Genomic DNA, 21,432 nt, shown 5'->3' on the forward strand with positions numbered 1-21,432 from the left:
ACAACACACCACACAGGTATCATCGTTGCGAATGCCCTGATTTCCGGAGAAGCCGATGAACCCGCTGCGCCCCTTCCGCGACAAGATGCCCGTTCTCGGCGAGCGCGTGTACATCGATCCTGCCTGCACCGTCATCGGTGACGTGGAACTGGCCGAGGACGTATCGGTCTGGCCGGGCACGATCATCCGCGGCGACGTCAATTACATACGCATCGGTGCACGCACCAATGTGCAGGACGGCACCATCATCCACGTCAGCCACCACAGCCCTTACAACAAGGCCGGCTACCCGACCCTGATCGGCGAAGGCGTGACCGTCGGCCATGGCTGCATCATCCATGCCTGCACCATCGGTGATTACAGCCTGATCGGCATGGGCGCCTGCATCCTCGACGGCGCGCGGGTCGAGCGCCATGGCTTCGTCGGCGCCGGTGCGGTGGTCGGCCCGGGCAAGGTGGTCGGCGAAGGCGAGCTGTGGGTGGGCAACCCGGCACGCCCGGCGCGCACGCTGAGTGACAAGGAGATCGAGTCGCTGCACTACTCGGCCGACCACTACGTGCGGCTGAAGGACGAATACCTGGGCTGAGCGGCCAACGCCGCCATGCGGCTCTGCTAAAGTCTGGGCCCGACCAGGACCTGTCGAGACCCCATGCCTGTGGCTGCCTGCCGGAGAGGACTCCGCCGCCCACAACGAAGGCCATCGCACTGATGGCCGCACCGATGCTCGATACCTACCGCGAGGTGGTGACGCCGGAGGGTGTGCCGCTGCAGCTGCCGGCGGCCGGCCCGGTGCCTCGGGCGATGGCCTGGCTGGTGGATCTCGGCGTGCGCATCGCGGTACTGGTGGTGATGTCGATTCCGCTGGCACTGCTGGACAGGTTCGGCTCCGGGCTCAGCCTGGTGCTGATGTTCCTGGTCTACTGGGCCTACCCGATCGTCTGCGAAGCGCTGTGGGGCCGCACCCTGGGCAAGCGCGCGCTGGGCCTGCGCGTGCTCGCCCGCGATGGCGCGCCGGTGGGCTGGATGGCCGCCATCACCCGCAACCTGCTGCGCACCGTGGACATGCTGCCGTTCGGCTATGCACTGGGCCTGATCAGCAGCCTGTTCGATCCCCATGGCCGCCGCCTCGGCGATCTGGTGGCCGGTACCGTGGTCGTGCATGCACCGGCGCTGTACCTGCCTCCTCCGCCCACCATCGACAGCGCACTGGCCCCACCGCAGCCCCTGCGACCGGAAGAACAAGCGGCGCTGCTGGCCTTCGCCGAGCGCGCGCCCCGGTTGTCGGCGGCACGCCAGCAGGAACTGGCCGGCATTGCCGAGCCACTGACCGGCACCCACGGCCAGGTGGGCGTGCTGCGCCTGTATGCCATGGCCAACTGGCTGCTGGGGCGGCGATGAAGCAGGAACAGTTCGTCGCCCGCTACCAGCAGGAATGGCAGGACCTGGAACACTGGCTGCTGCTGCGCGCCAGCGCCTCGCGCCACAAGCGCCGCAAGGCCAGCGAGCTGGCACTGGACGACACCGCCTTCCCGCAGCGCTACCGGCGCCTGTGCCAGCAGTTGGCGCTGGCCCGCGAGCGCGGCTACAGCCCACAGCTGGTGCAGCGCCTGCAGCAGTTGATGCAGCAGGGCCACAGCGTGCTGTACCGCACGCCGCCGACGCGCTGGCGCAGTGCATTGGAATTCCTGGTGGCCGACTTCCCGCTGCTGGTGCGCAGCCAGGCGCGCAGCATGTGGGTGGCGCTGGCGATGTTCGCGCTGCCGGCGGTGGCCTGCTTCGTGCTGGTGCAGATTTACCCGGACCTGATCCACATGGTGATGGACAACCGCCAGATCGCCGAGATGGAGCGCATGTACGACCCCGCCGCCGAGCGCCTGGGACGCGACAGCGGCACCGATTGGATGATGTTCGGCCACTACATCCTGAACAACATCAGCATCGCCCTGCGTACCTTCGCCAGCGGCCTGCTGGCCGGTCTGGGCACGCTGCTGGTGCTGCTGTTCAACGGCGTGATCATCGGCTCGGTGGCCGGCCACCTGCAGCACATCGGCCATGGTGATCCGTTCTGGCGCTTCGTTGCAGGCCACGGTGCCTTCGAACTGACCGCGATCGTGATCGCCGGCGGTGCCGGCCTGCAGCTGGGCATGAAACTACTGGCACCGGGCCGGCGCAGCCGCCTGGATGCACTGGTCGAGGGCGGTCGCATCGGTGCCCGCCTGTGCCTGGGCGTGGCGTTCATGCTGCTGGTGGCCGCGTTCATCGAGGCCTTCTGGTCGTCGATTGCCGAGGTGCCGGCGTGGGGCAAGTTCAGCGTGGCGGGCATGCTGTGGGCCGGTGTGCTGCTGTGGCTGTGGCGCGGCGGACGCGGAGGTGGCAATGCGCATTGACCGCCTGGACGTGGTGCTGCGCGCACGCAGTGGCTGGGAAGCGATGGAGCTGGGCAGCGCCCTGTCGCGCCGCCACGCACGCGCGGCATGGGGCAGCTGGCTGCTGGCCAGCGCACCGCTGTTCGTGATCTTCAATGCGCTGGGCTGGTGGCTGGATGCATTCGGCTGGGCCTGGCTGGCGATGTGGTGGTGCAAGCCACTGTTCGAACGTGCGCCGCTGTACGTGCTGTCGCGCGGCATCTTTGGTGAGCCGGTGGGCACGCTGGCGGCCCTGCGCGCGCAGCGCAGCTGGGGCAACTCAGGATTCTGGGGCTACCTGGGCTGGCGCCGTTTCAGCCTGCTGCGCAGCCTGTGCCTGCCGGTGAACCTGCTGGAAGGCAACGCGCCGGCCCAGCGCGGTGCACGCCGCCGTGCGGTAGCGGCCGGTGCCGCGGGCGCCGCTGCCGTGCTGACGGTGGCCTGCATGGCCTTTGAAGTGGTGCTGGTGTCCGGTGCGATCGGCGCAGTGTTCATGTTCATGCCGCTGGAGCTGATGTCCGAATCGTGGCGCGCCGCATGGGACATGATCGGCCAGGACACGCCCGCCTGGGCGCGGGCGGGCTTCAACCTGGCGTGCTGGCTGGCATCGGCGCTGATCGGGCCGTTCTATGTCGGCGCCGGCTTCGGCCTGTACTTGAACCGGCGGACGCAGATGGAGGCCTGGGACGTGGAGATCGCGCTGCGCCGCCTGCGCGAGCGGCTGCTGCCGGCGGCGTCGAGCCTGGCCCTGCTGCTGTGCCTTGCCCTGCCACTGGCCTCCGCGCCGGTGCATGCGCAGAACGCGCGGTCGATCGCCACCGAAGCCCACGATGCCGAAGAGGACGAAGACAGCGCGGAAGAGCCGGCCACCGCGGCCAACGACCCGGCCAATGCGCCGGCGATGATCTTCGGTACGGCGCCGGTGGACACCGCCGGTTTCCGTCAGGCGGTGAACCGCGCCTATGAAGATCCGCTGCAGCGCCCGACCCGCCAGGTCACGCGCTGGAAGCCGATCGAACAGGCCGGGGAAAAGAAGAAGGAAGACACGTCGCCGCAAGGCGACGGCAGCAACAAGAGCGATCGCAGCAACCGCAAGGCCAGCATCGCGTGGCTGGCGCGCCTGGCCGAGTGGGGCCTGTGGGGCCTGCTGGGCGTCCTGCTGCTGGTGCTGCTGTTGACCGCACGGCTGTGGTTGCCGTGGCTGCGCGGCAGTGGCCGGCGCAAGGCCGAAGCCGCACCGCAGGTGGTGGAGGAACAGGTGGAACTGCCGGTCGTGCTGCCGCCGGACGTGGCCACCCAGGCCGGCCTGCTGTGGGACCAGGGCCGGCCGCGGCAGGCGCTGGCCCTGCTGTACCGCGCCAGCGTGCGCACGGTGGGCGAACGCAGTGGCATCGCGCTTCCACCCGGGGCCACCGAAGCGCAATGCCTGCGCGCCTCGCGGCGCATGCCCGATGCCACCGACCGTGACCTGTTCGCGCGCATCGTGCGCATGTGGCAGTACGCCGCCTACGGTGGCCGCCTGCCCAGCCGCGCCGATTTCGATGCGTTGGCCGCTACCCTGCGCCAGCAGTACAGGTGGCTGGCATGAGCCCGCGCCTGTTCTGGTCGCTGCTGCTGGGTGGGTTGGTGCTGTTCGGCGTACCGCTGACGATCCTTTACCTGCGCACGCATGAACGGGTGACCGAGACCGTGCAGCTGCCGCCGCAGGGCGAAGCCGGCTATAACCCGCTGTACGTGCTCGGCCAGGCGTTGCGCGCTGATGGCATCGACGTGCACTCGCTGCCCCGGCTGGACCTGCAGCAGATGACGCTGGGTCCGCACGATACGGTGGTGCTGCTGCAGGACAGCAGCGAACTGCCGGCGCCGGCGGCCACGGCCCTGCTGGACTGGGTCGGAGGCGGTGGCCATCTGCTGGTGCGCACGCCGCCGCCCGCCGAGGACGACGCCAGCAGCACGCAGGGTCCGCTGCTGGACCAGCTGGGCGTGGACAGCCTGTACCAGCACAGCAACTGCCAGCCGTTCCACGTCATCGATGATCCCAATCACGTGGAGTTCTGTGGTGGCCGCCGCTTCACGCTGGGCTTTGCCGCCGGTACGCAGGCCGAGCGACGCTGGGGCAACGAGCGCAGCCTGGTGTTCGCGCGACTGCGCCATGGCCAGGGCAAGGTAAGCGTGCTGGCCGACATGGAGTTCATGCGCGGCGAGGTGGATTCGCCGACGGCGCGCCTGGCGTCGGCTGCGGGCAGGGCCAGCGACGGCCTGCACGATCTCTCGCACCGCGACCTGACCCGTTACCTGCTCGATCCGAACTACGGCAAGGGCGCATTCTGGCTGGTGTACGCCAGCCGCCCGCCGTCACTGTGGGCGCGCCTGTTCTACCAGGGCTGGCCGTTGTGGGCGCCGCTGCTGCTGGCCCTGCTGGGCTGGTTGTGGGGCCGCTCGCAGCGCTTCGGCAGCCGCGTGCCGTCGCCGGTGCTGGAACGCCGCTCGCTGCTGGAACACGTGCGTGCCAGCGGCGAACTGCTGCTGCGTTTCGGCCACGGCGTGCGCCTGTACGACGCCGTGCTCGCCCTGTTCCTGCATCGCCTGCGCCTACGCGCACCGGTGGCCGCCGCACTGGATGGTGCGCCACGCGAACAGGCCATCGCCGAGCTGCTGAAGTGGCCGCAAGGCCGCGTTGCCAGCGCGCTCACGCCCCCTCCGCCGCACGATTCCTCCGCCCTGCGCGAGCGCATCCGCTTGCTGCTCCAGATGAGATCCCTGCTATGACCGAAGTCCCCGAGCTGCCGGCGGCTGCCAATGCCCGCCTGATCGAACGCGTCGATGCCATCCGCGATGCTGTCGGCCATGCCTTCATCGGCCAGGCCGATGTGCTGGACCAGATCCTGGTGGCCCTGCTGGCCGGTGGTCATGTGCTGATCGAGGGCGTGCCCGGGCTGGGCAAGACCCTGCTGGTGCGCGCGCTGGCGCAGGCCCTGGAGCTGGACTATGGCCGCGTGCAGTTCACCCCCGACCTGATGCCCAGCGACGTCAGTGGCCACGCGGTGTACGACCCGAAGAGCGAGAGCTTCAGGATCCGCCGCGGCCCGGTATTCACCAACCTGCTGCTGGCCGACGAGATCAACCGTGCACCGGCCAAGACCCAGTCGGCGCTGCTGGAAGTGATGCAGGAAGGCCAGGTGACCATCGAAGGCAAGGCCTTCACCCTGGCACCGCCGTTCATGGCGCTGGCCACGCAGAACCCGCTGGAGCAGGAAGGCACCTACCCGCTGCCGGAAGCACAGCTGGACCGCTTCCTGCTGAAGGTGCTGATCGACTACCCGCAGCTGGAGGACGAGAAGCGCATGGTGACCGCGATCACCAGTGGCCGTGCCGCCAGCGACTTCGACCTGAGCCAGGTGCCGCGCGTGCTCGGTGCCGGCGAACTGCTGGAATTGCAGCGTGCCACCGCGGCGATCACCGTCGATGACGAAGTGATCGACTACGCGGTGCGCATCGTCGCGGCGACCCGGCAGTGGCCGGGCATCGCAGTTGGCGCTGGCCCGCGCGGCAGCATCGCGCTGGTGCGTGCCTCACGCGCGCAGGCGGTGCTGGCCGGCCGCGACTTCGTCACTCCGGACGACGTGCGCGACATCGCGCGCCCCGCGCTGCGCCACCGCATTGCACTGGCCCCCGAGCTGCAGATCGAAGGCCAGGACGCCGACGATGTGCTGGGCGCGCTGCTGGCCAAGGTGGAAGCACCGCGCCGATGAGGCCGGCCCCGCTGCTGCTGGCGCTGCTGCTGGCCTGGGCTGCCCTGGGCGGCCTGGTGCTGGGCGGGTGGCTGCCGCGCTGGAGCTGGGCGCTGGCCGCCATGGCCATCGCGCTGCCAGCGCTGGCCGACCTGTGGCGGCAGGCGCGGCGTCCGTCGCCACAGGTGCAACGCGAGCTGCCCGAGGCGCTGGCGCTGGGCGTGCGCCGCGAGGCCGCGCTGCGGCTGCAGGCCGGACAATCGATGACGGTGCAGGTGTTCGACCTGGTCCCCGGCGGCTGGCCGCTGGAATCGCTGCCGCAGCGCGTGCACCTGCAGGCCGGCAGCGCCTCCACCCTGCACTATCACCTGCAGCCGCTGCAGCGTGGGCACTACCGCTTCGAAGGCGTGCACCTGCGCATGCGCTCGCCGTGGCGCCTGTGGTGGCAGCAACGCACGCTGCCGCCGGCGCTGGATGTGCGGGTCTATCCGAACTTCGTACCGCTCACCCGGTTTGCGTTGTTCAGTGCCGACCAGGCCTCGCGGCTGGTCGGTGCGCACGTGAAGCGCCGCCGTGGTGAAGGCACCGACTTCCACCAGATGCGCGAATACCGCATCGGCGACAGCCTGCGCCAGCTCGACTGGAAGGCCACCGCGCGTGCGCGCAAGCTGATCTCGCGCGAATACCAGGACGAGAAGAACCAGCAGCTGCTGCTGATGCTCGACAGTGGCCGGCGCATGCTGGCCAGCGAAGGCGGACTGTCGCACTTCGATCATGCATTGAACGCCTCGCTGGTGGTGGCCTACCTGGCGCTGCGCCAGGGCGACGCCGCCGGCCTGTTCGCTGCCGGTGGCGAGCGACGCTGGGTGGCGCCGCAGCGCGGCATGGGCACGGTCGAGCACCTGCTGCGCGCCAGCTACGACCTGCAGCCGCGTGCGGTGGCCACCGACTACCTGGCCGCCGCCACCGAAGTGTCGCTGCGCCAGCGCCGGCGTGCGCTGGTGATGCTGGTCAGCAACGTGCGCGACGAGGACATCGAAGACCTGCTGGCGGCGGTGCGCCTGCTGCAGCGGCGCCACCTGGTGTGCGTGGCCAGCCTGCGCGAGCGCGAACTGGACGCCGTGTTCGAGCAAGAGGTGCAGACGCTGGAGGATGCCACCCAGGCCGGTGCCGCTGCGCTGTACCTGCAGCAGCGCGCGAAGGCGCACGACGCGCTGCGCAGCGAGAAGGTGATGGTGCTGGACGTGACCGCCGACGCCCTGCCCGGCGCGCTGGTGGAGCGCTACCTGGCGGTGAAGCGTGAAGGATTGCTCTGATACCAACGATCGCTCTGGTAGGTGCCAACCTTGGTTGGCACGAAACCCACAGCGCCGACCAAGGTCGGCATCTACCAACGGCGATTGCCGGCCAGCGGCCGGCACTACCCGCCCTGCCACCGTCAGACGTAGATCCGCGTCGGCGCCTCATCGACGATCGCGTGCGGCACGAAGCGCGCACTGTCGCGGGTGATCGCGCTGTCGTCCTCGCGGATGCCGATGCCGCAGGCGTGGTCGCCTACCACCCAGCTGCCGATCAGCGGGTAACCGCCTTCGAAGCGGGTGAGCGGATGGGCGCGCTGGATGATCGCCGGACCGTCATAGGGCCCGTCGCTGCGCTGGGTGCTGCCATCGGCCAGGTGCATCTCGATGTTGGCACCCTCGCGCGAGAACAGCGGCTTGCGCACCCAGCCCGACGCCAGCGTGCTGCCGTCATCGAAGTGCGCTTCCAGCAGGTTCGGATGGCCGACGTTGCGCTGCCACAGCAGCGGCAGGATGCCCTTGTTGCTCAGCACTGCCTTCCAGGCCGGTTCCAGCAGCTGCACGCCCGAGCCCGGCAGCGCGCGGCCAAACTCTTCCGCCATCAGGTCTTCCAGCGGGTACAGCTTGAACAGCGTGCCGATCACCGAATCGTCCAGCGCGGTGAAGCGGCCGTCCTCGGACAGGCCGATGTCCTCGATGGCGATGGCCTGGCCATGCAGGCCGGCCTGCGAGGCGCAGTCGCGCAGGTAATCCACGGTGCCACGGTCTTCTTCGGAGCTGCCCACCGCGCTGAAGTACAGCGGCGGCGGCAGCTGCGTGGCCAGTTCGCCGAAGCGCTCGACCAGCGCCTCGTGGATCGCATTGAACTGGTCGGCGTGCTGCGGCAGGCGACCGGCATTGCGCTGGTCTTCCAGCCACTGCCACTGGAAGAAGCTGGCCTCGAACAGCGAGGTCGGCGTGTCGTAGTTCAGTTCGTACAGCTTGGCCGGGCCGGTACCGTCATAGGCCAGATCCAGGCGGCCATAGAGGTGCGGCTGGCGCTGGCGCCAGCTGTCGGCGATCCAGTCGCGGAAATGCGGCGGAATCGCCAGCTGGTCCATCAAGCGTTCGCTGCCGATGACATCGCCGACCAGATCCAGCGCCATCTGGTGCAGCTCGGCGCTGGGGTCTTCGATGTCCTGTTCGATCTGGCGCAGGGTGAAGGCGTAATACGCGCTCTCATCCCAGTACGGCTGGCCGTCGATGGTGTGGAAGCGGAAACCCGCTTCTTCCGCGCGGGCCCGCCACTGGGCACGCGCGTCAATCCGGATGCGCTGCATGGTTCGATCAGCCGCCGTAGCTGCCGCTGGTGCTGCGGCGTTCGCTGCTGTTGCCGAAGCCGCCGCGGCTGGCGGTGACCGCACGGTTCGGCTCGCTGGTCACCGGGGCCAGGCCTGCCTTGCCCGCGCCGATGCCGCTGGCGGTGTTCAGCCCACCGCTTCCGCCCGGGGCCGGGCGCGCCCAACCGGCGCTCTTGTCCTGGTAGGCAGGCGACGCGGCCGGCGCCTGCGGGGCCAGGCCGCCGCGGTTGCTCAGCATCTGCGACATGAAGAAGCCCATCATCATCGGGCCGATGAACGAGGTACCGGCCGAGGTGTGCTGCTGCACGCACTGCTCCGGCTTGTAGTCCTTCTCGCAGGCTTCCTTGCTGGCGTATTTCGGCGCCGCATCGGCGGCCTGCTTCTGCGCTTCGGCGAAGGCGTTGCGGCACGACGACGGATCGCCGGTAGCCTCGGTGCAGGACTCGACCGAGGTATACAGGCCTTCCTGCACCTTCACCTCCGGCTCCTTCTGGCAGGCGGTGAACAGCAGCGGCGCGGCGCTCATCAGCAGCAGCGCAGTGGTGCGGGAACGTTTCATGGCCTCATGCCCTGTATGCGGATCAATGCCCCAATGATGCCAAATCCGGGCCAGCAACCGGAATCGGCAAAGCGGGAAAGATGAACGGACTTTCATTTTCGTCGTTCCCCATCATCCACGCATGGCGTGAGATCCATCGTGTCGACCAAGGTCGACACCTACCAAGAGCAGAGCGCTGGCCCCGACAGATCGCAGGAAACTGTCGAAGGCCGGGTGGGTCCGGTTGCGGGGGCGTGAGCGCCATGGATGGCGCGACCGAGGCTACATGGACGTACTTGCGCCGTCCCCCGCAGCCGGACCCACCCCGCCATCCCACGGAGCGCCCGCCTTTGACGTTGCCGTTGCTTCGGCGGGTGCCGGGCGCAGCCCGGCCGGACCAGCTCCGGTGGTTGCAGCAGCAACCGAAAAAATTGGCCATGATCGGCTGACCCCCACGTCGTACGGCCCGCCCGTTCCGCCAGCCATGCCCGAATACCGTTCCCGCACCTCCACCGCCGGCCGCAACATGGCCGGCGCCCGCGCCCTGTGGCGTGCCACCGGCATGAAGGACGGCGACTTCCACAAGCCGATCATCGCCATCGCCAACTCCTTCACCCAGTTCGTACCCGGCCATGTGCACCTGAAGGACCTCGGCCAGCTGGTCGCGCGCGAGATCGAACAGGTCGGCGGCGTCGCCAAGGAATTCAACACCATCGCCGTGGACGACGGCATCGCGATGGGCCACGACGGCATGCTGTATTCGCTGCCCAGCCGCGAAATCATCGCCGACGCCGTGGAATACATGGTCAACGCGCACTGCGCCGACGCGCTGGTGTGCATTTCCAACTGCGACAAGATCACCCCCGGCATGCTGATGGCCGCGCTGCGCCTCAACATCCCGGTGGTGTTCGTTTCCGGCGGGCCGATGGAAGCGGGCAAGACCAAGCTGTCCGAGCACAAGCTGGACCTGGTCGATGCAATGGTGGTGGCCGCCGATGACAGTGCCTCCGATGAGAAGGTGGCAGCCTTCGAACGCAGCGCCTGCCCCACCTGCGGCTCCTGCTCGGGCATGTTCACCGCCAACTCGATGAACTGCCTGACCGAAGCGCTGGGCCTGTCACTGCCCGGCAACGGCACCACGCTGGCCACCCATGCCGACCGCGAAGCGCTGTTCCGCCGCGCCGGCCGCCTGATCGTCGAACTCTGCCACCGCTGGTATGGCGGCGAAGACCCGAGCGCGCTGCCGCGCGGTATCGCCACCCAGGCCGCGTTCGCCAACGCGATGACCCTGGACATCGCCATGGGCGGTTCCACCAACACCATCCTGCATCTGCTGGCCGCCGCGCAGGAAGCGGAGGTCGACTTCGACCTGACCCACATTGACGCGCTGTCGCGGCGCGTGCCGCAGCTGTGCAAGGTGGCACCGAACACGCCGAAGTACCACATCGAGGATGTGCACCGCGCCGGTGGCGTGTTCGGCATCCTGGGTGAACTGGACCGCGCCGGCCTGCTCGATGCCACGGTGCCGACCGTGCACAGCACCAGCCTGGCCGAAGCGCTGGAACGCTGGGACGTGGTGCGCAGTGACAACGACATCCTGCACACCTTCTTCAAGGCCGGCCCGGCCGGCATTCCCACCCAGGAGGCCTTCAGCCAGGCCACGCGCTGGCCGACGCTGGACGTGGACCGCGCCGAGGGCTGCATCCGCTCGCTGCAGCATGCGTATTCACTGGAAGGCGGCCTCGCCGTGCTGCGCGGCAATCTGGCCGTGGATGGCTGCGTAGTGAAGACCGCCGGCGTGGACGAATCCATCCATGTGTTCGAAGGCCCGGCGCGCGTCTACGAAAGCCAGGACGCCGCCGTCGCCGGCATCCTCGCTGACGAGGTGCAACCGGGCGAGGTGGTGGTGATCCGCTACGAAGGGCCGAAAGGCGGCCCGGGCATGCAGGAGATGCTGTACCCGACCAGCTACCTGAAATCGAAGGGACTGGGCAAGCAGTGTGCATTGCTGACGGATGGCCGTTTCTCCGGCGGTACGTCGGGCCTGTCGATCGGCCATGTCTCGCCGGAAGCCGCCAGCGGCGGCGTCATCGGCCTGGTGGAGAACGGCGACCGCATCCGCATCGACATCCCCGCCCGCCGCATCGACCTGCTGCTGGATGAGGCCACGCTGGCCCAGCGCCGCACCGACGCCGATACACGCGGCTGGAAGCCGCGTGCGCCGCGACCGCGCAAGGTCACCAGCGCACTGAAAGCCTACGCCCTGCTCGCCACCAGCGCCGACAAGGGCGCCGTACGCAACACCGCGTTGCTGGGCGACTAAGCAAAAAGGGGACGGAGGGGATTAAGTCGTTTCTGCCATAGCCGAAAACGACTTAATCCCCTCCGTCCCCTTTTTTCAGCCGATCACCCGCTTGAATGGCGGCAGCGCGTCGATGATGCGCTTGCCATAGCGGCGGGTCAGCAGCCGCGAATCAAGAATGACCACGCGGCCGGTGTCGGTGGAGGTGCGGATCAGGCGGCCGGCGAACTGGGTCAGCGTGCGCAGCGCATGCGGAATGGCGATCAGGTTGAAGGCATTGAGCCCGCGCCCCTCGAACCACTCGCTGAGCGTGGCGGTCTGCGGGTCGGTGGGCACTGCGAACGGCACCTGGGTGATCACCACCGTGGTGCAGGCTTCGCCGGGCAGGTCGAGGCCTTCGCCGAACGAATTCAGCCCGAACAGCACCGAGCCCTCGCCCGCTGCCACGCGTCGCAGGTGCTCGTCGATCAGGCGGGTCTTGGACATCTCGCCCTGCACCAGTACCTGCTTGCGGCGCGCGGCCGACATCAGCCCGGCCACCTTCTCCATCTTCCAGCGCGAGGTGAACAGCACCATCGAGCCCTTGGCCCAGTCCAGTTCGGTGTCGAGATAGCGCGCCACTTCACGCGGGTGGCCTTCGCGGTCGTCCGGCGTGACCGGGAACTTCGGCACGATCAGCTCGGCCTGGTTCGGCAGGTCGAACGGCGAAGACAGCGAGACCATCTCGGCCTCTTCCGGAATGCCGTTGTCGATCGCCAGCGACTGGAAATCGCCGCCGCCGGTCAGCGTCGCCGAGGTCATCACCACCGAGTCCACTTCATCCCACAGCAGCTTGCGCAGCACATGCGCGGCCGACACCGGCGAGCCGTGCAGCACCAGGTCGCCGTCGCGGGTGGCGGTGACCCAGCGCGCCATCGGCGGCGCACCGTCCTTGTCCTCGCGGCGCCAGGCCTGCCACAGGTTGTACTGCTGCTCGATCATTTCCAGCGCCATGCCCAGGTTGCGCTGCAGGCGCTCGCGCGCGGCATCGTCCGGCTTGCCCTTGGCCACCTGTGCGGTGGCGGCATGCGCCCAGTTGTAGAGACTGCGGGTATCGTCAGCCAGCGCCTCGATCGGCTCGCGCCAGGCCTCGGGCAGGCGCCCGTTGGCCGCGCGCCACATCGGCTCTTCGTCCGCCGGCGCCGGCATCCACACCCGCTCGACGTGGTCACGGAACGCGCGCAGCTGTTTGGCCACGTTGCTGGCGACCTCGATCGCTTCGTTGGGCAGCAGGTTGCCCAGCCGATCCTTGTCGACCGCGCGGTAGGCGCCGGCGATCAGGATCTGCAGGCGGCCGGTTCGCTTGGCCATCTCGTCCAGCGCCAGGCTGGCCGCGCCCTGGTCGATCGCCACGTTGCCGATGTGATGGCCTTCGTCCAGCACCAGCAGCATGTCCGACGGCGGTGCGATCAACGGCTGGCCGTTGTCACTGTCGCCAATCGACAGCGCCGACAACAGCAGCGCGTGGTTGGTGACCACGATCTGCGCATCGCGCACGGTGTTGCGCGAGCGCAGCACCGCGCACTGCGCCGAGTAGGCACAACGGCGCCCGGCGCAGCCCGAAGCCGGCGTGGTGATGCGGCTGCGCAGGCCGGGGCTGATGGTCTCCGGTGCGTTGTCGATATCGCCATCCCAGCTGCCGCCGGTGAAGGCGTCGGTCAGGCGCTTGGCGATGTCCATCTCGATCGGCGCCAGCGGCCGGTCGAACAGCGGGGCGTCATCCTCGAACATGCCGCCCTGCGAACCCTCACCCTGCGCCTCGGCGGCATTGCGCGTGCACAGGTAGCGGGTACGGCCCTTGGCCAGCGCTACGGTTGCTTCCAGGCCGGTGGCCTTGAGGAAGTTCGGGATGTCGCGCTCGACCAGCTGCGACTGCAGCGCCACGGTGCCGGTACTGATCACCAGCTTCTTCTTGCTGGCCAGCGCAATGGGTACGCCTGCGGTGAGATAGCCCAGGCTCTTGCCGACGCCGGTGGGCGCCTCGACCACGCCGACGCCGCCACTTTTCGACAGCGCGCGCGACACCACGCCGATCATCTGGCTCTGCGAGCGGCGGGTGGAAAATCCGGGCGTATTGGCCTGCAGCGTCGTGTACGCCTTGCGGATCGCATCCTTCAAGGAGTCATTGAGCGTGCGCGGAGCGGCGACGGTTTCGGTCACGCCGGGAGTTACCGTGGCTGGATCGGGCCGGTCATTGTCGCATGGCCGGCCGCATTCACCGTTGCCGGCACCCTGAACGGGCCAGCGACGACGCCCGGTGGCTGTCACGGTCCGAAGCCCGCGCTGCTCAAGGGCGATATACGCCGGGCATGGCCCGGCGCGACCGGTCAGGACGCCGGGATCGTACGGCTACGCAGCAGGCGCACCAGCGCCCACACCAGCAGGACCATGCCAATGGCCTCGACCATCGCCAGTGCGAAGTGCAGCACACCCAGGATGGCGCTCATGCCCGAGATGGCGCTGAAGTTGCCATTGCTGACCAGCCACATCGGCAGCATGCCCGCGGCCAGGCCGCCCAGGCTGGACAGCAGCAACAGCAGCAGGCCGACCAGTGCGCCGGTGCGCGTAGCATCGCGCGGCGCACCGATCACCCAGACCAGGCCGACGCACAGCGCGATCAGCACCGGCAGGCGCACGCCGACCATGCTCAGCACGGTCACCATCAGGGTTGTGCTGTCCATCGATCAGTCCTCGCCCGCCAGCACCGCCGAACCCTGGCGCAGCGACTGGTAGACCTCGCCGGTCTGCGGGCGCACGCCGTGCCACTGCAGGAAGCTCTCGGCGGCCTGCTCGACCAGCATGCCCAGGCCGTCGACGGTATTGCGGCACTGCGCCGCACGGGCCCAGGCCAGGAAGGCGATGGCCGCCTCGCCGTAGTTCAGGTCCACAGCGGTGGTCATCGAATTGACCAGCGACAGCGGCAGCTTGAACTCGACGTCGCGGTCACGGCCGGCGGAGGTCGCGTTGACGATCAGTTCGAAATCGCCCAGGTCGCGCAGGTCTTCCCAGTAGCGGCTGATCGCGCGGCCTGGTTCACCCATGGCGTCGATCAGTTCGTCAGCGCGCTCCGGCGTGCGGTTGACCACCACCAGTTCGGTGATGCCGGCATCGAGCAGCGCCGGGGCGACGCTGCGCGCCGAGCCACCGGCACCGATCATCAGCACGCGACGGCCGCGCAGGTCCAGGCCGTGGCGGTCGGTCAGGTCGCGCACCAGGCCGATGCCATCGGTGGTGTCGCCGTGCCAGCGGTCGCCCTTGCGCAGCAGCGTGTTGACCGAGCCGGCGCGGCGCGCCCGCGCCGTCAGCGTGGTGCACACCGAGAACGCGGCTTCCTTGTGCGGCAGGGTGACGTTGGCACCGACACCGCCCTCGGCGGCGAAGGCCTCCAGGCCGGCCAGGAACGCTTCCGGGGCCAGGTCGATCGCGCGATAGTCGAGGGCGATGCCTTCCTGGCGACCGAACGTCGCGTGGATCTGCGGCGACTTCGAGTGGGCAACGGGGTGTCCGAAGACGGCGTAACGGTCGGTCATGGAATCCTCAAGCTGGCTAGACTGATGCTTTGTTCGTGCACGGAACCGGATGATGCGCATCACCCCGCCCCTGCTGGTGCTCGCCGCCAGTCTACTCTCTGCCCCCGTGGCGATGGCGTTGAACGAGTACGGCATCGAAGGCATGGGCGTGGTCTCGACCCGCGCCGACGAGGGCCGCGCCACGATCAGCGCCGATGGCCAGCGCATCGTCTTCGCCCGCCGCGGCGAGGCCGGCTGGGGCCTGTGGGAGGCACGCGTGGTCGACGGCCGCTGGCAGCAGGCGCAGGCACTGCCGGTCGGCGTGGCCGGTGAAGCCCGCGATCCCTACTTCAGCCGTGATGGCCGCTGGCTGCTGTTCGCGGCCGGCCGCGAGGGCGCGCTGGCGCTGTACCGCGCCGCCCTGGCCGCCGATGGCCGGCTGGGCCATGCGCAGCCGCTGGCCGGTGATGGCGGCCGCCGGGAAGAGCGTGGGCCGGCCCTGAGTGCGGACGGCCAGCGGCTGTTGTTTGCCCGCCAGCAGGGCCGTGGCGCCGGCTGGGACCTGTTCGTGGCGACCTTGGATGCGCAGGGCATGCGCGGCCCGGCCACCGCACTGAGCGCATTGAACAGCGCCGACGACGAGACCGACGGCGACTGGCTGGGCCATGACGGCGCCGTGGTATTCAGCCGCGGCAGCGGCGCGACCGCGCAGGTGTGGAGCAGCGGCTGTGCCTGGAGCGGCGTGGCGCTGCAACCGCTGGGGCTGTCGTTCAACCGGGCCGACGGCTGGACCGGCGCGCCGGTGATCGACAACGCCAAGCCGGGCGAGATGATGGTCGCCAGCAGTGCGGCGAAGGCACCACGTGCCGGCGGTGTGGATGTGTACCGGTTGGCGGTGCCGAAGGTGGCGTTGGTGGCGGGATGCGTGCGGTAGGTCCACGCCGCGGGTATAGGGCCGTTTGGTAGATGCCAACCTTGGTTGGCGGCTACCAGGATTGCGACGGTAGCGGCCGACCTTGGTCGGCACAGAAACAAACGGCCAACCAAGGTTGGCGACTACCAGTAGAGCCACGCCATGCGTGGATGCGGCAGAGTCAGCGCGACAACACCTTGGCGCGCTGCTGCTCGTACTCCATCTCGCTCAGCTGGCCGTTGTCCTTGCGCTGGTTCAGTGCGGCCAGCTCGGCCTGCACGCTGTCCGGCAGGGCCTGCTCACGGGCCACGTGACGGGCGGCGGAGAGCTGCTCCGGCGGGCGCTTGCCGGCCCGCCAGGCGGCAATGAAGACACCGACGATGATGGCGCCGAACACCAGCGTACCGATGCCCCAGATCAACCATTGCATCCATCCCAGTTCGGGTCCCATCGCGTAATCCTCCGTCTATCGTGGCGCTATTGTCAGCGCTCGCGCAGCCATCGCGCCACCTGCGGCGCGAAATAGGTCAGCACACCGTCGGCGCCGGCACGCTTGAAGCCCAGCAGCGATTCCAGCACGCAGGCCCGTTCGTCCAGCCAGCCATTGGCGAAGGCGGCCTTCATCATCGCGTACTCGCCACTGACCTGGTAAGCGAAGGTCGGAACGCCGAACGTCTCCTTCACCCGGCGCACCAGGTCCAGGTACGGCATGCCCGGCTTGACCATCACCATGTCGGCGCCCTCTTCCAGGTCCAGCGCGATCTCGCGCAGGGCCTCGTCGCCGTTGGCCGGGTCCATCTGGTAGGTCTTCTTGTCGGCCTTGCCGAGGCTGGCCGCGCTGCCCACCGCATCACGGAACGGGCCATAGAACGCCGAGGCGTACTTGGCCGAGTAGGCCATGATGCGCACGTTGATGTGGTTGTCGGCATCCAGCGCACGGCGGATCGCGCCGATGCGGCCGTCCATCATGTCCGACGGCGAGACGATATCCACACCGGCCTCAGCGTGCGACACCGACTGCTTGACCAGCGCTTCGACAGTAATGTCGTTCAGCACATAGCCCTTGTCGTCGATGATGCCGTCCTGGCCGTGGGTGGTGTACGGGTCCAGCGCCACGTCGGTCATCACTCCCAGTTCCGGGAAGCGCGACTTCAGCGCGCGGATCGCACGCTGCGCCAGGCCGTCCTCGGCCCACGCCGCCGACGCGTCCAGCGACTTCAGCGACGGGTCGATCACCGGGAACAGGTCGATCACCGGAATGCCCAGCTCCAGCGCTTCCTCGGCCACCTTCAGCAGCTCTTCGATCGACAGCCGCTCCACGCCCGGCATCGACGGCACTGCGGTGCGGCCGGCCCGTTCGTGCACGAACACCGGGTAGATCAGGTCGTCGGTGGTCAGCGTGTTCTCGCGCATCAGGCGGCGCGAGAACTCGTCGTGGCGCATGCGGCGGGGGCGGTAAAGCGGATGGGACATGGCAGGCTCCGAGGAGTGGCTATTGCAACAGGTAACCCTGCGGCAGCAGGGGTTCGGGCAACGGGCGTTCGCCGAGCGCATCGAGCTGGTCGATCTCGATCGTGCGCACCAGCGCGTCCAGCGGCAGGTCGTTCGGCTCCAGGCCGAACGGATCTTCCATTTCTTCGCCCAGCTGGTCCAGGCCGAAGAAGGCATAGGCCAGCACCGCCGACAGCACCGGCGTGCCCCAGCCCAGCGAACTGGCCAGGCCGAACGGCAGCAGCACGCAGAACATCCACGCGCAGCGGTGCAGCAGCAGGGTGTAGGCGAACGGCAGCGGCGTGCTGAGGATGCGCTCGCAGCCGGCCTGGATCGACGACATCGCGTGCAGGCGCTCCTCCAGCTGGGCGTAGAGGATCGGATCGAGCTCGCCGGCGCGCAGCGCCTGGGCCAGCTCGGCAGCGATCATCGACAGCAATGCGTCAGGCACGTTCTCGCGTTGGCCCAGCTGCTCGCGCTGCGGCTTGTCCAGCCACGGCAACGCGGCCAGGGCCACGATGCGACCCCGCAGGCGCGCGGCCAGCGCATGGGCGAACGCGGTGGTGAGGTAGGCGATGCGGCGGCGGCGGCCGGCGTCATCGGGCAGCAGCAGGTTGACCTGGCGACCCAGCGAACGTGATTCGTAGACCAGCTGGCCCCACAGCTTGCGGCCTTCCCACCAGCGGTCATAACAGGCGCTGTTGCGGAAGCTGAGGAAGATCGACAGAACCAGGCCGAGCAGGGTGAACGGCGTGACCGAAACACGTTCGATGCCGGTCGGCGGCGCCAGTTCCACCACCGCCGCCACGGCGATGGACAGGATCAGGATGGCCAGCACCTTCGGCGCGATCGCAGGAACGATCGAGCCGCGCAGGATGTACAGCAGTTGCCAGCCGTGGGGACGGGGTCGGATGATCATGGGGCAGCCGCGCCGGGCGCGGATTCACAGGCACGCGGGGGGCTCGCGCAGCCGCATATTGTACGCCCCTGCCCGGCCAGCGGCCGTGTGCCTGCGACGCCCTGTCGCACCCGGTGGCGGGACTCAGATCACGCCGCCGCCCAGGCCCAGACGCAGGATGCCGACCACCACCACGATGCCGTTCAGCACCAGCCCGGCCCAGGCCCGGCCGCGCTTGGTCGGGTGGGTGAACAGGATGCCCAGCGCGGCGATCACCGCACCGACGGCGGCGAACGGGATCAGGAACCAGTTGCCCCAGCCCAGCAGCGGAATCAGCGCCAGGATCATCCACAACAGCGCCAGTACACCCCACAACAGACTGATCACACCCATTCCGCCCTCCCGCAGTTGGTTCCTGTCTCGCCACCATAGTCGTTCCCGCGGTCGCCGCCTACTGCCGTTGGCGGGGCTGTCACCGGGCGCGTGCTAGCGTCTGCCGGTGCGTGCCCGTGCCAGGATGTTGGCGCCGATTCAGAGTGGCCCGCCGATGATCGCAACCAGTCCTACAGGGGTAGTGCCATGAACATCCGTTGGGCCGCGTTGGCGGCCATCCTGCTGGTCACTGCCGGTTGTGCCAGCACCTCCAAGGTCATGCTCGGGCGTGCCCGCGCGCCAATCGATCCGGCACTGGTCCAGATCTATTCGACGCCGCCGGCCGGCTCCCAGGAAATCGCCCAGCTGGAATCGGCGTCTGCCGTGGGCTTCGGCACGCAGGGCCAGACCGATGCGGCGGTGGCACGCCTGAAGCGTGAAGCAGCGGCACTGGGCGCCAATGGCGTGGTGCTGATGGGTGTGGGCAGCAGCGGCTCGCCGGTCGGCATGTCGGTGGGTGCCGGCACCTTCGGCTCGCATGTGGGCGGTGGCGTCGGCATTGGTATTCCGACCACGCAGAAACGCGCCGCCGGCGTCGCGATCTGGGTACCGAACCCGGAACCGCCGGCACGGCTGCCGACGCAGGTGATCACCCCGCAACGGTGATGCGGTAGATCCACGCCATGCGTGGATGGGCGTTGCCGGTACCCTTCGGGGTCAGAGCCCTTTCCTGTGGAAAGGGATCCGACCCCGGCGCAGGCATCACTTGTACTTCGGCACGAATACCTTGTTGACCGCGTCGGCCAGCTGGTCCGGCGGCAGCAGGCCCTGGTCGAGCAGGAAGTTGTTGAACGCCAGGCGATCAAATTTCGCGCCCAGTGCCAGCTCGGTCTGCATGCGCAGTTCGAGGATGCGGGTGTAGCCATAGAAGTAGCTGCCCGCCTGGCCCGGCATGCGCACCATGTAGCGGTCCAGTTCCTGGGTGGCCATCGCCTTGGACAGGCCGACCTGCTCCATCAGTACGCGCTCGCCGTTGGCGCGGTCGGTCAGGCCGAGGTTGAGCATCGGGTCGAGCATCGCGCGGGCGGCCCGCAGCAGGCGGAACTGCAGCGCGATCATCTGCCCGTCCAGCGGCTCGTACGGCACCATCTCGGCCTCGGCATACAGCGCCCAGCCTTCCACGTTGACCGAATTGAACGCGAACATGGTGCGTGCCAGCGAGATGCCACGCTCGACCATCGCGGTGAACTGCAGCTCGTGGCCGGGGCGGCCTTCATGCGCGCTCAGCGTCCACGCTGCCGCACCGAAGTTGAAATCGTCGTACTGTGCGCCCGGGCCCGCAGCCGGGTTGCCCAGCGGCAGCACGAAGGTGCCCTGCTGCCCGGTGTTGTTGACCAGCGGCGCCGGCAGGAAATGCGGGGCCGGGCTGGCCGCGCTCTCGGCGGCCGAACCCAGGCGCATCTGCATGGCGCGCTTGGGCACGTCGACGATGCCGTGCTCGCGGATCAGCGGATCGATCGCGTCGATCACCTTGCGGTAGTGGCCTTCCAGATGGTCGTCGGCGATCTTGTCGGCCTTCAGCGCACGGATCACCGCCACCGGGTCGCTCGGGTCGGCCACCTTCAGGCCCTTGTCCTTCACCACCAGCGGCGCCAGCTGCTGCATCGCCGAGCGGGTTTCCATGAACTCCAGCTGCGCGCGCTGCATCAGCAGCTTCGGGTCGATGTCGATGCCGACCTGCTTGAGCTGGTAGGCGTACAACGGTGCCGGCAGGCGCGCGTCGCTGCGTGCCTTCGGCAGCACGGTCGTGCGCGTCCAGCTGGCGTAGTCCTTCATCTGCCCGGCCAGGGCCTTCATCGCTTCATCGGCACCGGCGATCTGGTACTTCTTCAACAGCGACTCGATGCCGGTGATGTAGGTCTCGACGTTGTCCAGCGACTGCTGCACTTCGATCTTCGTCGGCTGCAGCAGGCTGCCGTCCTTCAGCCGCTCCTCGTAGCGCTGGCGGGCCAGCGTGGTGAAGGCGGTGCCGCCCGGCTGCAGGCCCGCATAGGCCTTGAGGCGGTCGATCGCCTTGGCCCGGCGCTCGGCCGGCACCTGGTCGGACAGCAGCAGGTTGAGGCCGCTGAACACCGTCTGCGGCGCATCGCTCCACGGCAGCAGGTACTTCTCGTTGAGCTCGCTGCCTTCGATGTTCTGGTTGGCGGCGTGGATCATGATCTCCAGGTCCTGGCGGACATTGGGATCCTTCTCGGTGGCCAGCTTCGCCTTCAGCTCGTCGCGTGCCTTGGCCATCGCGGCGCGGTAGCGCTTGCCGTTGTCCGGGCCGAGGTCGGCCACCTTGTCGTCGTAGCCGGGCACGCCGAAGAAGCCGGTTTCTTCCGGCTGGAACGGGCCCTGTGCATCGAGCAGGATCTGCGCCAGCGCATTGCTGCGGACCACCCAGGCCGGGCTGGCCGGGGTAGCGGCCTTGGCGGCGGGTGCAGCCAGCGCCGGCGGTGCGGACAGCAACGGGGCAGCGGTCAGGGCCAGGGCAACGGCCAACGCGATCGGCTTCATGGTGCACTCCAGGACAGGGTTGCCCGCACCCTACGCG

20 protein-coding genes are annotated in these 21,432 nt (G+C 68.7%); 10 read left to right on the forward strand and 10 right to left on the reverse strand.

The genetic code is table 11. The annotated features are described in order from the left end of the window. The first annotated feature begins 55 nt into the window (after positions 1-55). The 7 genes from B9Y64_RS17535 (at position 56) to B9Y64_RS17565 (ending at position 7,452) form a co-directional block, all read left to right on the forward strand. Positions 56-586, forward strand: a complete 531-nt coding sequence (locus B9Y64_RS17535) for a gamma carbonic anhydrase family protein (RefSeq protein WP_100441818.1) — start codon at positions 56-58, stop codon at positions 584-586. Between the two features lie 122 nt (positions 587-708). Beyond that, positions 709-1,398: an RDD family protein gene (locus B9Y64_RS17540; protein WP_100441819.1), complete on the forward strand. Its 690-nt coding sequence runs from the start codon at positions 709-711 to the stop codon at positions 1,396-1,398. Beyond that, the gene (locus B9Y64_RS17545) at positions 1,395-2,387 is read left to right on the forward strand and encodes a stage II sporulation protein M (RefSeq protein ID WP_100441820.1); all 993 of its coding nucleotides are present in this window, start codon (positions 1,395-1,397) and stop codon (positions 2,385-2,387) included. The genes B9Y64_RS17540 and B9Y64_RS17545 overlap by 4 nt, the downstream gene beginning before the upstream one ends. Beyond that, positions 2,377-3,993, forward strand: a complete 1,617-nt coding sequence (locus tag B9Y64_RS17550) for a DUF4129 domain-containing protein (protein WP_100441821.1) — start codon at positions 2,377-2,379, stop codon at positions 3,991-3,993. The genes B9Y64_RS17545 and B9Y64_RS17550 overlap by 11 nt, the downstream gene beginning before the upstream one ends. Next, entirely contained in the window at positions 3,990-5,174 is a 1,185-nt protein-coding gene (locus B9Y64_RS17555; RefSeq protein ID WP_100441822.1) for a DUF4350 domain-containing protein, read from the forward strand. Before B9Y64_RS17550 ends, B9Y64_RS17555 begins: the two co-directional genes overlap by 4 nt. After that, positions 5,171-6,157: an AAA family ATPase gene (locus B9Y64_RS17560; RefSeq protein WP_061479013.1), complete on the forward strand. Its 987-nt coding sequence runs from the start codon at positions 5,171-5,173 to the stop codon at positions 6,155-6,157. Before B9Y64_RS17555 ends, B9Y64_RS17560 begins: the two co-directional genes overlap by 4 nt. Further along, complete coding sequence (locus B9Y64_RS17565; RefSeq protein ID WP_100441823.1) at positions 6,154-7,452, forward strand: DUF58 domain-containing protein; 1,299 nt, start codon at positions 6,154-6,156, stop codon at positions 7,450-7,452. The genes B9Y64_RS17560 and B9Y64_RS17565 overlap by 4 nt, the downstream gene beginning before the upstream one ends. 122 nt (positions 7,453-7,574) lie before the next feature. On the opposite strand, the gene B9Y64_RS17570 is transcribed toward B9Y64_RS17565, so the two are convergent. Both B9Y64_RS17570 and B9Y64_RS17575 read right to left on the reverse strand, forming a co-directional pair. Next, positions 7,575-8,753 (reverse strand): glutathionylspermidine synthase family protein, encoded by a 1,179-nt coding sequence (locus B9Y64_RS17570; RefSeq protein WP_100441824.1) that lies wholly within the window; start codon positions 8,751-8,753, stop codon positions 7,575-7,577. Positions 8,754-8,760: 7 nt separating this feature from the next. Continuing rightward, entirely contained in the window at positions 8,761-9,333 is a 573-nt protein-coding gene (locus tag B9Y64_RS17575; RefSeq protein ID WP_100441825.1) for a DUF1190 domain-containing protein, read from the reverse strand. Positions 9,334-9,796: 463 nt separating this feature from the next. Here B9Y64_RS17575 and ilvD point away from each other — a divergent pair, with 463 nt between their 5' ends. Next, complete coding sequence (gene ilvD, locus B9Y64_RS17585) at positions 9,797-11,635, forward strand: dihydroxy-acid dehydratase (RefSeq protein ID WP_100441827.1); 1,839 nt, start codon at positions 9,797-9,799, stop codon at positions 11,633-11,635. A 75-nt stretch (positions 11,636-11,710) separates the two neighbouring features. Here ilvD and dinG read toward each other — a convergent pair whose 3' ends face one another. From dinG to aroE, 3 genes are all read right to left on the reverse strand, one after another. Continuing rightward, positions 11,711-13,813, reverse strand: a complete 2,103-nt coding sequence (dinG, locus tag B9Y64_RS17590) for an ATP-dependent DNA helicase DinG (RefSeq protein ID WP_100441828.1) — start codon at positions 13,811-13,813, stop codon at positions 11,711-11,713. 167 nt (positions 13,814-13,980) lie between these two features. Further along, complete coding sequence (locus B9Y64_RS17595) at positions 13,981-14,334, reverse strand: hypothetical protein (RefSeq protein ID WP_100441829.1); 354 nt, start codon at positions 14,332-14,334, stop codon at positions 13,981-13,983. Positions 14,335-14,337: 3 nt separating this feature from the next. Next, positions 14,338-15,183, reverse strand: a complete 846-nt coding sequence (gene aroE, locus B9Y64_RS17600) for a shikimate dehydrogenase (RefSeq protein ID WP_100441830.1) — start codon at positions 15,181-15,183, stop codon at positions 14,338-14,340. Between the two features lie 49 nt (positions 15,184-15,232). On the opposite strand from aroE, the gene B9Y64_RS17605 reads away from it, so the two are divergent. Next, positions 15,233-16,096 (forward strand): TolB family protein, encoded by an 864-nt coding sequence (locus tag B9Y64_RS17605; protein ID WP_100441831.1) that lies wholly within the window; start codon positions 15,233-15,235, stop codon positions 16,094-16,096. 160 nt (positions 16,097-16,256) lie between these two features. Here B9Y64_RS17605 and B9Y64_RS17610 read toward each other — a convergent pair whose 3' ends face one another. The 4 genes from B9Y64_RS17610 to B9Y64_RS17625 form a co-directional block, all read right to left on the reverse strand. Beyond that, a complete protein-coding gene (locus B9Y64_RS17610) occupies positions 16,257-16,526 on the reverse strand; it encodes a hypothetical protein (RefSeq protein WP_032129122.1) in 270 nt (89 codons plus the stop codon). A gap of 32 nt (positions 16,527-16,558) precedes the next feature. Beyond that, complete coding sequence (gene hemB, locus B9Y64_RS17615; RefSeq protein WP_100441832.1) at positions 16,559-17,548, reverse strand: porphobilinogen synthase; 990 nt, start codon at positions 17,546-17,548, stop codon at positions 16,559-16,561. A gap of 19 nt (positions 17,549-17,567) precedes the next feature. Continuing rightward, positions 17,568-18,485, reverse strand: coding sequence for a bestrophin family protein (locus tag B9Y64_RS17620; protein ID WP_100441833.1), 918 nt, complete (start codon positions 18,483-18,485; stop codon positions 17,568-17,570). Between the two features lie 123 nt (positions 18,486-18,608). Then, entirely contained in the window at positions 18,609-18,857 is a 249-nt protein-coding gene (locus B9Y64_RS17625; protein ID WP_005420185.1) for a hypothetical protein, read from the reverse strand. 186 nt (positions 18,858-19,043) lie between these two features. Here B9Y64_RS17625 and B9Y64_RS17630 point away from each other — a divergent pair, with 186 nt between their 5' ends. After that, positions 19,044-19,502 carry a hypothetical protein gene (locus B9Y64_RS17630; protein WP_100441834.1) on the forward strand — a complete coding sequence of 153 codons (459 nt, stop codon included), beginning with the start codon at positions 19,044-19,046 and terminating at the stop codon, positions 19,500-19,502. 96 nt (positions 19,503-19,598) lie between these two features. Here B9Y64_RS17630 and B9Y64_RS17635 read toward each other — a convergent pair whose 3' ends face one another. After that, the gene (locus B9Y64_RS17635; RefSeq protein WP_100441835.1) at positions 19,599-21,395 is read right to left on the reverse strand and encodes a DUF885 domain-containing protein; all 1,797 of its coding nucleotides are present in this window, start codon (positions 21,393-21,395) and stop codon (positions 19,599-19,601) included. Positions 21,396-21,432: the final 37 nt, after the last annotated feature.

This window comes from Stenotrophomonas maltophilia (assembly GCF_002799245.1).
In the GTDB taxonomy this organism is placed as follows: domain Bacteria; phylum Pseudomonadota; class Gammaproteobacteria; order Xanthomonadales; family Xanthomonadaceae; genus Stenotrophomonas; species Stenotrophomonas maltophilia_S.